Origin of the sequence: Streptomyces sp. NPDC053076 (assembly GCF_044546845.1) — a bacterium.
Lineage (GTDB): Bacteria > Actinomycetota > Actinomycetes > Streptomycetales > Streptomycetaceae > Streptomyces.
The window spans coordinates 527118-540491 of sequence record NZ_JBITZL010000005.1; the positions used below are offsets into that span (position 1 = coordinate 527118).

At 72.1% G+C, this 13374-nt stretch carries 13 protein-coding genes; 2 read left to right on the forward strand and 11 right to left on the reverse strand.

The window, feature by feature from the left end:
- Nucleotides 1-86 precede the first annotated feature (86 nt).
- Together ACIGYR_RS23730 and aroH are read right to left on the reverse strand one after the other, a co-directional pair.
- Nucleotides 87-1172, reverse strand: a complete 1086-nt coding sequence (locus ACIGYR_RS23730; RefSeq protein WP_399601282.1) for a prephenate dehydrogenase — start codon at nucleotides 1170-1172, stop codon at nucleotides 87-89.
- Nucleotides 1169-1531 carry a chorismate mutase gene (gene aroH, locus ACIGYR_RS23735; RefSeq protein WP_399601285.1) on the reverse strand — a complete coding sequence of 121 codons (363 nt, stop codon included), beginning with the start codon at nucleotides 1529-1531 and terminating at the stop codon, nucleotides 1169-1171. The genes ACIGYR_RS23730 and aroH overlap by 4 nt, the downstream gene beginning before the upstream one ends.
- Before the next feature lie 147 nt (nucleotides 1532-1678).
- Between aroH and ACIGYR_RS23740 the strand changes: the two genes are divergently transcribed.
- Nucleotides 1679-2200, forward strand: coding sequence for a Rieske (2Fe-2S) protein (locus tag ACIGYR_RS23740; protein WP_399601288.1), 522 nt, complete (start codon nucleotides 1679-1681; stop codon nucleotides 2198-2200).
- A gap of 22 nt (nucleotides 2201-2222) precedes the next feature.
- Nucleotides 2223-2966 carry a DNA polymerase beta superfamily protein gene (locus ACIGYR_RS23745; protein WP_399601291.1) on the forward strand — a complete coding sequence of 248 codons (744 nt, stop codon included), beginning with the start codon at nucleotides 2223-2225 and terminating at the stop codon, nucleotides 2964-2966.
- 87 nt (nucleotides 2967-3053) lie between these two features.
- Here ACIGYR_RS23745 and ACIGYR_RS23750 read toward each other — a convergent pair whose 3' ends face one another.
- The 9 genes from ACIGYR_RS23750 to ACIGYR_RS23790 all read right to left on the reverse strand — a co-directional run bounded on the left by ACIGYR_RS23750 (nucleotide 3054) and on the right by ACIGYR_RS23790 (nucleotide 13279).
- Nucleotides 3054-4073 (reverse strand): ADP-ribosylglycohydrolase family protein, encoded by a 1020-nt coding sequence (locus ACIGYR_RS23750; protein WP_399601293.1) that lies wholly within the window; start codon nucleotides 4071-4073, stop codon nucleotides 3054-3056.
- Nucleotides 4074-4129: 56 nt separating this feature from the next.
- Nucleotides 4130-5191: a pseudouridine synthase gene (locus ACIGYR_RS23755; RefSeq protein ID WP_391844167.1), complete on the reverse strand. Its 1062-nt coding sequence runs from the start codon at nucleotides 5189-5191 to the stop codon at nucleotides 4130-4132.
- A 13-nt stretch (nucleotides 5192-5204) separates the two neighbouring features.
- Nucleotides 5205-5855 (reverse strand): SMC-Scp complex subunit ScpB, encoded by a 651-nt coding sequence (scpB, locus tag ACIGYR_RS23760; protein ID WP_391844165.1) that lies wholly within the window; start codon nucleotides 5853-5855, stop codon nucleotides 5205-5207.
- Nucleotides 5852-7012, reverse strand: coding sequence for a segregation and condensation protein A (locus tag ACIGYR_RS23765; RefSeq protein ID WP_399601298.1), 1161 nt, complete (start codon nucleotides 7010-7012; stop codon nucleotides 5852-5854). The genes scpB and ACIGYR_RS23765 overlap by 4 nt, the downstream gene beginning before the upstream one ends.
- 18 nt (nucleotides 7013-7030) lie before the next feature.
- The gene (locus tag ACIGYR_RS23770; protein ID WP_399601301.1) at nucleotides 7031-7570 is read right to left on the reverse strand and encodes a hypothetical protein; all 540 of its coding nucleotides are present in this window, start codon (nucleotides 7568-7570) and stop codon (nucleotides 7031-7033) included.
- A complete protein-coding gene (locus ACIGYR_RS23775) occupies nucleotides 7555-8688 on the reverse strand; it encodes a ParA family protein (protein ID WP_399601304.1) in 1134 nt (377 codons plus the stop codon). The genes ACIGYR_RS23770 and ACIGYR_RS23775 overlap by 16 nt, the downstream gene beginning before the upstream one ends.
- 425 nt (nucleotides 8689-9113) lie before the next feature.
- Nucleotides 9114-10229 carry an alanine dehydrogenase gene (gene ald, locus ACIGYR_RS23780; RefSeq protein WP_391844913.1) on the reverse strand — a complete coding sequence of 372 codons (1116 nt, stop codon included), beginning with the start codon at nucleotides 10227-10229 and terminating at the stop codon, nucleotides 9114-9116.
- 144 nt (nucleotides 10230-10373) lie between these two features.
- Nucleotides 10374-12449 (reverse strand): tetratricopeptide repeat protein, encoded by a 2076-nt coding sequence (locus ACIGYR_RS23785; protein ID WP_399601307.1) that lies wholly within the window; start codon nucleotides 12447-12449, stop codon nucleotides 10374-10376.
- Between the two features lie 203 nt (nucleotides 12450-12652).
- Nucleotides 12653-13279 (reverse strand): NUDIX domain-containing protein, encoded by a 627-nt coding sequence (locus tag ACIGYR_RS23790; protein ID WP_391844157.1) that lies wholly within the window; start codon nucleotides 13277-13279, stop codon nucleotides 12653-12655.
- Nucleotides 13280-13374: the final 95 nt, after the last annotated feature.

Consider the following 13374-nt stretch of genomic DNA (forward strand, 5'->3'; position numbering starts at 1 on the left):
CTGGTGAAGGGTGGTGAGCGGGGGTCCGGGGCGCGAGGACGCCCCGGACAAGGTTACTGGCTCGCGGGAGGCGCCCTCACCGGACGTTACTGGCGCAGCGCCCAGCCCCGCTCGCGCAGCTCCTCCTTCAGGGACGCCGCCGCCTTCGGCTCGACCATGAGCTGCATCAGACCGGCCTGCTGTCCCGTCGCGTGCTCGATGCGGACGTCCTCGATGTTGACGCCCGCCCGGCCCGCGTCCGCGAAGATGCGGGCCAGCTGGCCGGGCTGGTCGTCGATGAGGACGACGACGGTCTCGTACACCCGCGGGGCGCTGCCGTGCTTACCGGGTACCCGCACCTGGCCGGCGTTCCCGCGGCGCAGCACCTCCTCGATGCCGGTGGTGCCCTCGCCCCGCTTGGCCTCGTCGGAGGACTGCAGGGCGCGCAGCGCCTGGACCGTCTCCTCCAGATCGGCGGCGACGTCGCAGAGCAGGTCGGCGACCGGACCCGGGTTCGCGGACAGGATGTCGATCCACATGCGCGGGTCGGAGGCGGCGATCCGGGTCACGTCCCGGATGCCCTGCCCGCACAGCCGTACGGCGGCCTCCTCGGCATGCTCCAGGCGCGCGGCGACCATGCTGGACACCAGGTGGGGCATGTGGGAGACGAGGGCGACGGCGCGGTCGTGGGCGTCGGCGTCCATGACGACCGGGACGGCCCGGCAGTGCGAGACCAGTTCCAGGGCGAGGTTCAGCACCTCGGTGTCGGTGTCCCGGGTCGGGGTGAGCACCCAGGGGCGGCCCTCGAACAGGTCACCGGTGGCGGCCAGCGGGCCGGACTTCTCCCGGCCGGACATGGGGTGCGTGCCGATGTACGCCGACAGGTCCAGGCCGAGCGTCTCCAGTTCCCGGCGGGGGCCGCCCTTGACGCTGGCGACGTCCAGGTAGCCGCGGGCCACGCCCCGGCGCATCGCGTCGGCGAGCACCCGGGCGACGTGGGCGGGCGGGGCGGCCACGATGGCCAGGTCGACCGGCCCGTCGGGCGCCTCGTCGGTGCCGGCCCCCAGTGCGGCGGCCGTGCGGGCCTGCTCGGGGTCGTGGTCCTCGAGGTGGACGGTGACCCCGCGCTGGGCGAGCGCGATGGCGGCGGAGGTGCCGATCAGTCCGGTTCCGATGACGAGCGCGGTTCTCACTGGGCGATGTCCTTGCGCAGGGCCGCGGCGGCGCCGAGGTAGACGTGGCTGACGTCGGCGCGGGGCATGTCCGACTCGATGTGCGCGAGGATCCGCACGACCCGCGGCAGGGCGCCCTCGACGTCCAGCTCCTGGGCGCAGATGAGGGGGACGTCCACGATGCCCAGCTTGCGCGCGGCGGCGGCCGGGAAGTCGCTGTGCAGGTCGGGGGTGGCCGTGAACCAGATGCTGATCAGGTCGTCGGTGGTCAGCCCGTTCCGCTCCAGGACGGCGGTGAGCAGCGCTCCGACCTGCTCCTCCATGTGACCGGCCTCGTCCCGCTCCAGTTGGACGGCCCCCCGGACCGCTCGTACCGCCACGGCGCTGCTCCTCGCTGACATGTGCGTCTGTTTCTTGGTCCGTCCAGCGTAGTCAGCCCGCGCGGTACGGGCGCGCGCCGCCCGCTCGCTGAGACGATGCGAAAGATCCGGTATTCACTGTTTGAGACGTTTGTACGGAGGTCTGACATGACCCAGTCCGCCACACGGCGCGCGGTTCTCGCCACGGGCGCCGGCGCGCTCGCCCTGGGATGCGCGGGGTGCGGCGCCGGCAAGGACGGCGGCTCCACGGCGTCGGCGTCCTCGGCGTCCCCCTCCATCCCGGAGGTGTCCCACTCCGGGATGGAGATGTCCCCCTCCGGGATGGAGGCTTCGCGCTCCGGGACGGAGACGTCCACCGTCGCCCGGGAGGCGTCCCCCGCCGGGAAGCCACTGGCGAGGACCGGTGACATCCCGGAGGGCGGCGGCAAGGTCTTCGCGGAGCAGAAGATCGTGGTCACCCAGCCCAAGAAGGGTGACTTCAAGGCGTTCTCGGCGGTCTGTACGCACCAGGGCTGCACGGTGAGCCGGGTGTCGGACGGCACCATCGACTGCCCCTGCCACGGCAGCAGGTTCCACATCGCCGACGGTTCGGTGGCCCACGGTCCGGCGACCCGGCCGCTGGGCAAAAAGTCGATCACGGTGTCGGGAAATTCGATCCACCTGGCCTGAGGAGGCCGCGTACGCTCCTGGGATGCAGCCGCAGGACCTGGTACGCGACCACACGATCTACGCCTGCGTCATGGGCTCCCGCGCCTTCGGCCTGGCCACGGACGCCAGCGACACCGACCGGCGCGGGGTGTTCCTCGCCCCCACCCCGCTGTACTGGCGGTTCGAGAAGCCGCCCACGCACGTGGAGGGGCCGGGCGAGGAGCGGTTCTCCTGGGAGCTGGAACGGTTCTGTGAGCTGGCGCTGCGCGGCAACCCGAACATCCTGGAGTGCCTGCACTCCCCGTGGGTGGAGCACGTGGACGACACCGGCCGCGAGCTGCTGTCCCTGCGCGACGCCTTCCTGTCACGGCAGGCCCACGGCACCTTCTCCCGCTACGCCCTCGGCCAGCGCAAGAAGCTGGAGGCCGACGTCCGCACCACGGGCGGCCCCCGCTGGAAGCACGCGATGCACCTGCTGCGGCTGCTGATGTCCGCGCGGGACCTGCTGCGCTCCGGCGATCTGCGCATCGACGTCGGCGAGCAGCGCGAGCCCCTGCTGGCGGTGAAGCGCGGTGAGGTGCCGTGGGCGCGGGTGGAGGCGTGGATGGCCCGGCTGGCGGCCGAGGGCGAGGAGGCTCTGCGGGGCAGCCCGCTGCCCCCGGAGCCGGACCACGCGCGCGTGGCCGGCTTCCTGCACCGGGTGCGCCGGGCCTCGGCCCTCCGGCCGGAGGCGGACCACCGGGCCGTGCGGGCCGGCCTGGGTGCCGGACGCGTCGGGCAGGGCTGAGCCGGCCCGCGCCTGGTCGGCGGCAACGGGCCCGCTCGTCCCGCGACCGCCCGAACCGGGTCGAAGCCCAGGTGGTCCGTCCTGGGCCTAGGCGTCCCAGAGGGCTCCCAGGGTCAGCAGGTCCCCCCGGTACTCGATCCGCTCGGCCCAGTCGGCGGGCCAGGCGTCCGCGCCCAGCCAGGCGCCCGCGAAGGCGCCGGTGAGGCAGGCGATGGAGTCGGAGTCGCCGGCCGTGCAGGCGGCCCGGCGCAGGGCGGTGACGGGCTCGTCCGGGAAGAGCAGGAAGCACAGCAGCCCGGTGGCGAGGGCCTCCTCGGCGATCCAGCCCTCGCCGGTGGCCAGACAGGGGTCGGTCTCCGGGGAGACGGTCCGCAGGGCGTCCCGCAGCCGGCCGAGGATCGCCAGGCACTCGTCCCAGCCGCGCGCGATGAAGTGCTCGGGGCCGGGGTCCTGGGAGCGGGTCCACAGGTCGCCGAGCCAGGTGTGGTGGTAGCGGGTGCGGTTGTCCAGCGCGTAGGAGCGCAACTGCCCCACCAGGCCGGCCGGGTCGGTGCCCTGGGCAAGCAGGTGCACGGCGTGGGCGGTGAGGTCGGAGGCGGCCAGCGCGGTGGGGTGGCCGTGGGTGAGCGCGGACTGCAACTGGGCGGCGCCGGCACGCTGTTCGTCGCTCAGGCCGGGGGCGAGACCGATCGGGGCGACGCGCATGTTGGCACCGCACCCCTTGGAGCCGGCCTGGCTGGCGTCCTGCCAGACGCGCCCCTCCTCCTTCAGCAGGCCGCACGCCGTCAGGCAGGTGCGGCCCGGGGCACGGTTGTTCTCCGGGGACTGGTACCAGTCCACGAACTCCGCGCGCAGCGGCCGCTCCAGCCGCTTCGGCGCGAGGAGACCGCGCTCCATCGCCGTCCGGAGCGCGCGCCCGAGCGCGAGGGTCATCTGCGTGTCGTCGGAGACGAAGGCGCGCGGCGGCAGTTCCATCTCCCGCCAGGGCCCGCACTTGGCGAGGATCGAGGGCACGTCGTTGAACTCGGTCGGGAAGCCGAGGGCGTCTCCCAGGGCGAGGCCGAGAAGTGATCCGGTTGCGGCACGTTTCGACACGCGATTCACCATCCCCTTTTATCGTCACTCTGACAATAAAGGGGGATGGTCATCACGGCAAGGCGCTTTTAGAGGTCGACTTCCTGCATCAGCATGCCGACCTCGGTGTTCGACAGGCGGCGCAGCCAGCCCGACTTCTGGTCGCCGAGGGTGATCGGGCCGAAGGCCACGCGGACCAGCTTGTCGACGGGGAAGCCCGCCTCCGCCAGCATGCGCCGCACGATGTGCTTGCGACCCTCGTGCAGCGTCACCTCGACCAGGTAGTTCTTGCCGGTCTGCTCCACGACCCGGAAGTGGTCGGCGCGCGCGTACCCGTCCTCCAGCTGGATGCCGTCCTTCAGGCGCTTGCCGAGGTCGCGCGGGATCGGGCCGACGATGTGCGCGAGGTAGGTCTTCTTCACGCCGTACTTGGGGTGCGTGAGGCGGTGTGCCAGCTCACCGTGGTTGGTGAGCAGGATGACGCCCTCGGTCTCGGTGTCGAGCCGGCCGACGTGGAAGAGCCGCGTCTCGCGGTTGGTGACGTAGTCACCCAGGCACTGGCGGCCCTCCGGGTCCTCCATGGTGGAGACGACACCGGCGGGCTTGTTCAGCGAGAAGAACTGGTACGACTGGGTCGCCACGGTCAGGCCGTCGACCTTGACCTCGTCCTTCTCCGGGTCCACGCGGCGGCCCTGCTCCAGGACGATCTCGCCGTTGATCTCGACCCGGGCCTGCTCGATCAGCTCCTCGCAGGCGCGCCGGGAGCCGTAGCCCGCGCGCGCGAGGACCTTCTGCAGCCGCTCGCCCTCCTGTTCGGCGCCGGGGAAGGTCTTGGGCAGCTTGACGTCCTTCTTGCCCGCGTACCGCTCCCGGTTGCGCTCCTCCACCCGCGTCTCGTACTCACGCGAGCGGGCCGGCTCCGTACGGCCGCCCTGCTGGGGCCGCTTCGGGCCGCCCTTGGCGCCACCACGGGCCGCGCCGCCGCGCCCGGCCTTGGGGCCGTCCTGGGTGGCCCCGGGGCCCACGTCGTAGCGGCGCTCCTCGGGGCGGGGCTTGCGAGGACGTCCCTGCCCCTGCTTCTGGTCCCTGTCGTTGCCGGCACCGCGGTAGTTACCGCGCCCGCCGCTCTTGCCGCTGCCGCTGCTTCGCATCAAGGTTTCCGTCTTAGTCGTCTGCGTCCTGACCGCCGGGCGCGTCGGGCGCGTCCGGGTCGAACGACAAAACGCCTTCCTGGGTCTCGGCCTCGATCGCCTCCGCCTCGGGAAGGAAGGGCGCGAGCTCCGGGAGCTCGTCCAGGCCACGCAGGCCCATCCGCTCCAGGAAGTAGTTCGTCGTCCTGTACAGGATCGCACCTGTTTCGGGTTCCGCGCCCGCCTCCTCGACCAGACCGCGTTGGAGGAGGGTGCGCATGACACCGTCGCAGTTGACTCCGCGCACGGCGGAGACGCGGCTGCGGCTGACCGGCTGGCGGTAGGCGACCACCGCGAGGGTCTCCAGTGCCGCCTGGGTCAGCCGGGCGGTCTGGCCGTCCAGCACCAGCCGCTCGACGGCGGGCGCGTAGGCGGCGCGGGTGGAGAAGCGCCAGCCGCCGGCCACGAACCGCAGCTCGAAGCCGCGGCCCTGCACGGTGTACTCGTCGGCCAGCTCGCGCAGCGCGTCCGCGACCTGCCGTCTCGGCCGCTCCAGCAGCTTCGCCAGGTGTTCCTCGGCCGCGGGCTCGTCCACGACCATGAGCATCGCCTCCAGGGCGGGCTTGAGGTCGAGGTCGGCCACGGTCCGCGGCCCGGCCGGGGTCTCGGCGGTCTCCTCGCTCATGTCTTCTTCTCCTCCTCGCGCTTCTCGGGCGGCCGGTCGAACTCGTCCGTGACCATGGGTGCCGTGTCCGCGTCCCCGCCGGTCCAGCGCACCGTCAGTTCCCCGAGCGCGGCCTCCTGCTCCAGGGCGACGGCCTTCTCCCGGTACAGCTCCAGCAGGGCGAGGAACCGGGCCACGACGGTGAGCGTGTCGTCGGTGTCCTCGATCAGTACCCGGAAACTCGCCTCGCCCAGCTCCCTGAGCCGCGCGACCACGAGCCCCGCCTGCTCCTGCACGCTGACCAGCGGGGCGTGGATGTGGTCGACGTAGACCTGCGGCCTGGGCCTGGGCTGCATCGCCTTGACCGCGAGCCTGGCGAAGCCCTCGGGGCCGATGCTGATGACGACCTCGGGCAACAGCTCGGCGTGCTCGGGTTCGAGGCCGACGGTACGGGGATGACGCCGGGCCTCCTCGTCGAGCCGGTCGTTGAAGATGTCGGCGATGCGCTTGTAGGCGCGGTACTGCAGCAGCCGCGCGAACAGCAGGTCCCGGGCCTCCAGCAGCGCGAGGTCGGCCTCGTCCTCCACCTCGGCGGCGGGCAGCAACCGGGCGGCCTTGAGGTCGAGCAGGGTGGCCGCCACGACGAGGAACTCCGTGGTCTGGTCCAGGTCCCAGTCGGGACCCATGGCCCGGATGTGCGCCATGAACTCGTCGGTGACCTTCGACAGGGCGACCTCGGTGACGTCCAGCTTGTGCCTGGAGATCAGCTGGAGGAGCAGGTCGAAGGGACCCTCGAAGTTGGCGAGACGGACCGTGAAGACGCCGTCGGGGGCTTCCTGGGACGCCGCGGCTCCCGACTCGCCCTCGTCGGCCCGCCCCTCGTCCTCGGGCAGCTCGGGCCCGCGCTGGGCGGTCCGCGCCCCGTCCTCCGGGACCGCCGGCTCCTGCCGGGAGCCGAGCGGCTCGCGCTCGGGGACCTCAGGCCCGCGTTCGAAGGCTCCCGACCCGTCGCCGGGAAGCTCGGGCCCGCGCCCGGATGCCTCAGGCTCACGCGCCGCAACCCCCGGCTCGGTCTGCGGGTCGTTCTCCGGCTCGGACCGGGGAGCCTCCGGGCCTCGCCCCAGCGCACGCCGACGGCCGGCAGGTGCGCCGGGGGCAGGGGCTCCGTTCGAGGTCATAGCCCCCGCAGGCTACCGCTACCGCCCGCGCAGCCGTCGTACGAGGATGCTCGCGTCCCCGCGGGACTCCAGGTCGGCCAGGACCACGGCCACCGCCTCGCGGACGATCCGCCCGCGGTCCACCGCGAGCCCGTGCTCACCGCGGAGCACCAGGCGCGCGTGCTCCAGGTCCATCAGTTCCTCCGCCGAGACGTACACGGTGATCTTCTCGTCGTGCCGCTCGCGCCCGCTGGGCCGCCGGGCCGCCGCCCGCCCGCGCTTGCGCGGCTGTTCGGCGGCCGAACCTTCCTGCGCCGACTGGCGGCGTGCCGGGCGGGTGCGGGACTCGGCCCCTTCGGCCTCCGCCGCCGCGTGCTCCGCGCCCTCTCCGTCGCCGCCCCGCACGGGCACCGACTGCGGTGCGTCCTCGGTGGCGGCCGCCTCGTCGCTCTCCCCTGCGGGAGCCGGCACCCGGGCCTCACCGTTGGCCGCGCGCCGGGGAGTCGACGGCTGGAGCGCCATCCCCCCTGTCGTACGGAAGAGTTCGTCGGCCCCCGGCAGACTCACTCGGCGTGACACCGGGCGAGCACCTCCCTGGCGAGCTGGCGGTAGGCGGCGGCACCGACGGAGTTGGAGGCGTACGTGGTGATCGGCTCACCGGCGACCGTGGTCTCCGGGAAGCGGACCGTGCGCCCGATGACCGTGTGGTAGACGTGGTCGTCGAACGCCTCGACGACCCGCGCGAGCACCTCACGGCTGTGCACGGTGCGCGAGTCGTACATCGTGGCGAGGATGCCGTCCAGTTCCAGCTCGGGGTTGAGCCGCTCCTGGACCTTCTCGATGGTCTCGGTCAGCAGGGCCACACCGCGCAGCGCGAAGAACTCGCACTCCAGCGGCACGATCACCTTGTGGGCGGCCGTCAGCGCGTTGACGGTGAGCAGGCCGAGCGAGGGCTGACAGTCGATCACGATGTAGTCGTAGTCGGGCAGCAGCGGCTTGAGCGCGCGCTGCAACGTCGACTCGCGGGCGACCTCGGAGACCAGCTGGACCTCGGCGGCCGACAGGTCGATGTTGGAGGGCAGCAGGTCCATGTTGGGGACCGCCGTCTTCAGCAGGACCTCGTCCGCGGACATGCCCCGCTCCATGAGCAGGTTGTAGACGGTGAGGTCCAGCTCCATCGGGTTGACGCCGAGACCGACCGACAGCGCGCCCTGCGGGTCGAAGTCCACGAGCAGCACGCGCCGGCCGTACTCCGCGAGCGCGGCACCCAGATTGATGGTCGACGTCGTCTTGCCGACGCCGCCCTTCTGGTTGCACATCGCGATGATCTTCGCGGGGCCGTGGTCGGTCAGCGGGCCCGGGATCGGGAAGTACGGCAGCGGGCGTCCGGTGGGGCCGACGCGCTCACGGCGCTGGCGGGCGGCGTCGGGCGCGAGCGTGGCCGCGTACTCGGGATCGGGCTCGTACTCGGCGTCGGGGTCGTAGAAGTGCCCCTCGGGCAGTTCGTCGTAGTCGGCGAAATGGTTGTGGGGCGCGCCACTTCCGTCGCCGGCCATGGCGTTCACGTGATGGCCATCCATGCTCTGGTGTGCTCTCCGGACCGTCTGCGGACCCGGACTCTGGTGGGCTGCGAAGGTGCGCACAGCTACGGAGCCGACAGCCTCGAATCCCGCGGACCCCTGGCCCCGTGCAGGCATTCCTGGTTGACCACCCCCGGGAGAAAATGTCGACTCATTCACAAGTCGTCTTACCTCCTTGGTGACCAGGAAACTTCTAGACAAGGTCAGCGTGGCACCATGCCGACGGTTGGCGACTCTATGGCGTGTCGGCGGTCCGCAGCAACACAATCCGCCGGACCCGGCAGGATGTGTCGGCAATGAAACATCTCGCTGTCAAGGGCGTAAGGCCGTCGCACGGCAGGTTTCACCGGTGTGCGAATCGGTCGAAGGGTTACGTTCGAGGCGAGTTGACCGAGAGCCGCAAAGTGACCATACACACATCCGGCCGGACCTTGTCGGGCAAGGTCCGGCCGGGCGCGTGCTGTTGACGACGTGTGTTGACGAATCGCCTTTTACTCGATGGTGACTTAGCGACCCACCAGGTCACAGGGGTCGGTCGGGGTTCAGCCGAGCAGGGTCTCGATCTCGACGTGGTCCAGACCGTGGGCCTCGGCGACCTCCTTGTAAACGACCTTGCCGTCATGCGTGTTGAGACCCTTGGCGAGCGCGGCGTCACGGCGCAGCGCCTCCACCCAGCCGTTGTTGGCCAGCGAGACGATGTACGGCAGCGTCGCGTTGGTGAGGGCGTTGGTGGAGGTGTTGGGCACCGCGCCCGGCATGTTGGCCACGCAGTAGAAGACCGAGTTGTGCACCTGGAAGGTCGGCTCGGCGTGCGTCGTGGGGTGCGAGTCCTCGAAGCAACCGCCCTGGTCGATCGCGATGTCGACAAGAACACTTCCGGGCTTCATGCGGGCCACCAGCTCGTTGGTGACCAGCTTCGGCGCCTTGGCGCCCGGGATGAGGACCGCGCCGATGACGAGGTCGGCGTCGAGGACGGCCTTCTCCAGCTCGAAGGAGTTGGACATGATCGCCTTGACCTTCGTACCGAAGATCTTGTCGGCCTCGCGCAGCTTGTTGATGTCGCGGTCGAGCAGGGTCACGTCGAAGCCCATGCCGACGGCGACCTGGGTGGCGTTCCAGCCGGAGACGCCGCCGCCGATGACCACGGCCTTGGCCGGGGTCACGCCCGGGACACCGCCGGGCAGCACGCCACGGCCGCCGGCCGCACGCATCAGGTGGTAGGCGCCGACCTGCGGGGCCAGCCGGCCCGCGACCTCGGACATCGGGGCGAGCAGCGGCAGGGCGCGGTTCGGCAGCTCGACGGTCTCATAGGCGATGGCCGTGGTGCCGGACTCCAGCAGCGCGTCCGTGCACTCCTTGGAGGCGGCCAGGTGCAGGTAGGTGAAGAGGATCTGGTCCTTGCGGAGGCGGTGGTACTCCTCCGCGATGGGCTCCTTGACCTTCAGCAGCAGGTCGGCGGTGGCCCACACCTCGTCGGCGGTGTCGAGCAGGGTGGCACCGGCCGACACGTACTCCTCGTTCGTGATCGAGGAGCCGAGGCCGGCGCCCCGCTCGATGACGACCTGGTGGCCGTTGCGCACCAGCTCGTGCACACCGGCGGGGGTGATGGCCACCCGGAACTCGTTGTTCTTGACCTCGCGGGGGATGCCGACCTTCACGTCGATCACGGTCCTTGGCTCAGAGGGTATGGGGGTGCATTACAGACGTACCCAGACATGCGGGGGCATACCGGGAGACACCGCAGGGGGACGCGGCAGAGCCAGTCTAATGAAGGTGTTCCGGCTGTCTAGCCTTTCATTGCATCAATCTCCGCTGGATGCGCTACGGATTTCGCAGGCGTTAGCGTCCTGTTCCGGGCCTGCGTCGTCCTTCTGCGTCTCCTCACCCAGCATGCGCTCCGCCGCCGCGCGGTGCAGGCGCGCGGACGCCGGGTCACCGAGCCGGTCCAACGTGTCGGCCAGGCGCAGCTGGAGCGCCGCCTGCAGCCGGGCGTCCTCGGCACGCCGCGCCCACTCCACGGCCTCCTGGCAGGTGCGCAGCGACTCCTCCGGCCGCCCCGCGTACTCCTGCACCCGGGCGATCTCGCTCAACGCCCGCGCACTCGCGGCCACATCGCCGACCCTGCGGTAGCCGGCGAGGGCGGCCCGCCAGTTCCTGAGCGCCTCGCCGTAGCGGCCGGCGTAGGTGTGGGCGGTGGCGATCCGGCCGTACAGCCGGGCGGCCTCCGGGATCTCTCCCCGGGCCAGCCGCTCGGCCAGGGCCCGGCCGAACCAGTCGGCGGCCCGGTCGTAGTCCCCGAGCTCCTGGTGGGCACCGCCTACGGATTCCATCGCGCGGCCGGTCGCGTACGGGTCGTTCGCCTCGCGTCCAGCGTCCAGGGCGCCCCGGTAGCGGGCCAGCGCCTCCCGGGTGCGGCCGGTCTGCGCGTCCAGATCGCCCAGGTTCAGCAGGGCCGCGGCCTTCTCCCGGGGCAGCCCCCGCCGCTCGGCGACGTCCAGGACGAGGCCGTGCACGCCGTACAGGTCGGGGGCGGCGGCCTGCGTGCCGATATGCGCGGCCAACGCCCTGACCAGCTGAGACATCAGTCGGCGGGCGAGGGTGTCCAGCTCGCCGTCGGCCACCGCCAGGCGCACGGACGCCAGCAGGGCCGGCCGCCGCATGCGCAGCCAGTCGGCGGCGGCCCGCGGGTTCGGGAAGCGCAGCGCCCGGGGCATGCCGCTCAGCTTCTCCCGGGCCTGCGGGCTGTCCGTCTCGGTGATCGCCCGGCAGGACTGGAGCAGCCGCACCGTCCGTTCCAGCATCCGGGCCCGGGCCAGCTGGAGTTCCGCGGGCCGCTCCTGGCTCTCGGCCAGGGCGCACAGCAGCGGGTGCAGGCAGCCGGGGACCTCGTACTGGGGCAGCGGGGAGTCCACCGCTCGCAGCAGCCCCAGGGCGACCAGGTCGTCGAGGACGGCGCGGGCGGCGTCGACGGAGCAGCCGGCCAGGGCCGAGGCGGTGTGCGGGTCGGCCAGGCCGGCCGGGGCGAGGGAGAGCAGCCGCAGCATCCGGGCGGCCGGACCGGGCAGCTGGTCGTACACGAACCGGAAGACACGGGACAGCGGGGTGCCGTCCGCGCCGTCGGCGCCGTCCGCGAGCTCCGCGTGCAGCCGCTTGGTGAGGTCGGACACAGCGGCCTTGGGACGGGCGGCGAGCCACCCGCCGGCCAGCACCAGCGCGGTCGGATGGCCCTGGCACGCCTCCACCAGGCTCTCCGCGGAGCGCGGGTCGACGGTCACGCGGACCGCTCCGGTGTGGCCGGTGAGCAGCTCCACCGCGGACTTGGTGTCGAGCCCGCCGAGCGTGCAGGGGCGCACGTCCGCGATACCGGTGAGCGGCCCCCCGGACACGGCCACCACCAGGCAGTCCGGGGTGTCCGGGAGCAGCGCGTCGACCTGTTCGGCGCCGGCCGCGTCGTCGAGCAGGAGCAGCATCCGCCGGCCGGCGAGGGCCGTCCGCAGAGCCGCGGTGAGGTCGTCCTCGGCGGCTCCGGCGGGGGCGGGCAGTTCCAGCGCGGTGAGCAGATCGCGGGCCACCTGCTCCACGGGCACCGGCGTGCCGCCGGGTTCGCTGAGCCGGGCCCGCAGCACTCCGTCGGGGTAACGGCCGCAGACCCGCCGGACGAGTTCCTCGGCGAGCCTGGTCCGGCCGGAGCCGGGGCGGCCCGCGATGAGGAGCACGCGCGCGCGGGGCGCCTTGCGGCCGGAGAGCGTGTCCAGGCCGGCGCGCTCGATGTCGGCGCGCAACTCCTTCAACTCCCGTGCCCGGCCCAGGAAACGTCCCATCGTGACCGGGTGCGCGGACACCTCCGCGCCGTCCGGGTCCACCGCCTGATCCGTCACGGGCCACACTCCCGTCCCACCGCACGCGCAAGCCCGCCGGTGTCTTCCGGTACGGGCGTTCAGAGCCTAGTTCAGGCTCTGCTACGTACCCGGAGGAGCGCGGCGGACAGATCGCCCGATCGGATCAGGCGATCGTCACACCAGTACGCCGGACGGGTCGGGCTGGACTCGACGGGTCGATCTCAGGACGCGACAGGCCCGGCTCAGGACTCGAAGGGACGCGCGGGCCACGGCGCGTCGGCGGGGCGCAGCGCGTCGAGGCCGTCCCCGCCCCGCGCCGCCACCAGGGAGAGGACCCCGACGGCCAGGCAGGTGTTGTGCAGGTCTCCGGCCAGGATCCGGCGCACCAGTTCCTCGACCGGCACGCGCGCGTGCTGCATGTCGGTCTCCTCGTGCTCCGCCTCGAAGCGCTCGCCCTCGGCCTCCGACAGCTCCCGGGCGAGGAAGATCCGGATGGCCTCGTCGCAGCCGCCGGGGGTGGTGTACACGTCGGTCAGCACCCGCCAGTCCTCGGCCTTGACGTGCGCCTCCTCGTACAGCTCCCGCTGTGCGGCGTGCAGCGGGTTCTCGCCGGGCACGTCCAGCAGTCCGGCCGGGATCTCCCACAGCTTGTGCCGCACGGGGTGGCGGTACTGGTTGATCAGCAGGACCCGGTCCTCCTCGTCCAGGGCGAGGACGGCCACGGAACCGGGGTGGACCTGGTAGTCACGGCGTGCCACCGAGCCGTCGGGCATGACCACGTCGTCCGTGCGGACGGAGGTCTTGTTGCCGACGAAGGGGGTCTCCGTCGCCCGGATCTCCCACTCCTCCGGGGTGTCCTTGATCGTCATGCCCTGTCCTCCCACGCGCTTTCTCAAAAGACCGGCGAAAAAAGAAACCGGGGTGCCCACCTGTGAAGGTATGCACCCCGGCCACCGTACAACTG

Coding starts and splice junctions, on each gene's coding strand:
- ACIGYR_RS23740 (WP_399601288.1), top strand. CDS start 1,679: ATGACCCAGTCCGCCACACGGCGCGCGGTTCTCGCCACGGGCGCCGGC.
- ACIGYR_RS23745 (WP_399601291.1), top strand. CDS start 2,223: ATGCAGCCGCAGGACCTGGTACGCGACCACACGATCTACGCCTGCGTC.
- ACIGYR_RS23750 (WP_399601293.1), bottom strand. CDS start 4,073: ATGGTGAATCGCGTGTCGAAACGTGCCGCAACCGGATCACTTCTCGGC.
- ACIGYR_RS23755 (WP_391844167.1), bottom strand. CDS start 5,191: ATGCGAAGCAGCGGCAGCGGCAAGAGCGGCGGGCGCGGTAACTACCGC.
- scpB (WP_391844165.1), bottom strand. CDS start 5,855: ATGAGCGAGGAGACCGCCGAGACCCCGGCCGGGCCGCGGACCGTGGCC.
- ACIGYR_RS23765 (WP_399601298.1), bottom strand. CDS start 7,012: ATGACCTCGAACGGAGCCCCTGCCCCCGGCGCACCTGCCGGCCGTCGG.
- ACIGYR_RS23775 (WP_399601304.1), bottom strand. CDS start 8,688: ATGCCTGCACGGGGCCAGGGGTCCGCGGGATTCGAGGCTGTCGGCTCC.
- ACIGYR_RS23790 (WP_391844157.1), bottom strand. CDS start 13,279: ATGACGATCAAGGACACCCCGGAGGAGTGGGAGATCCGGGCGACGGAG.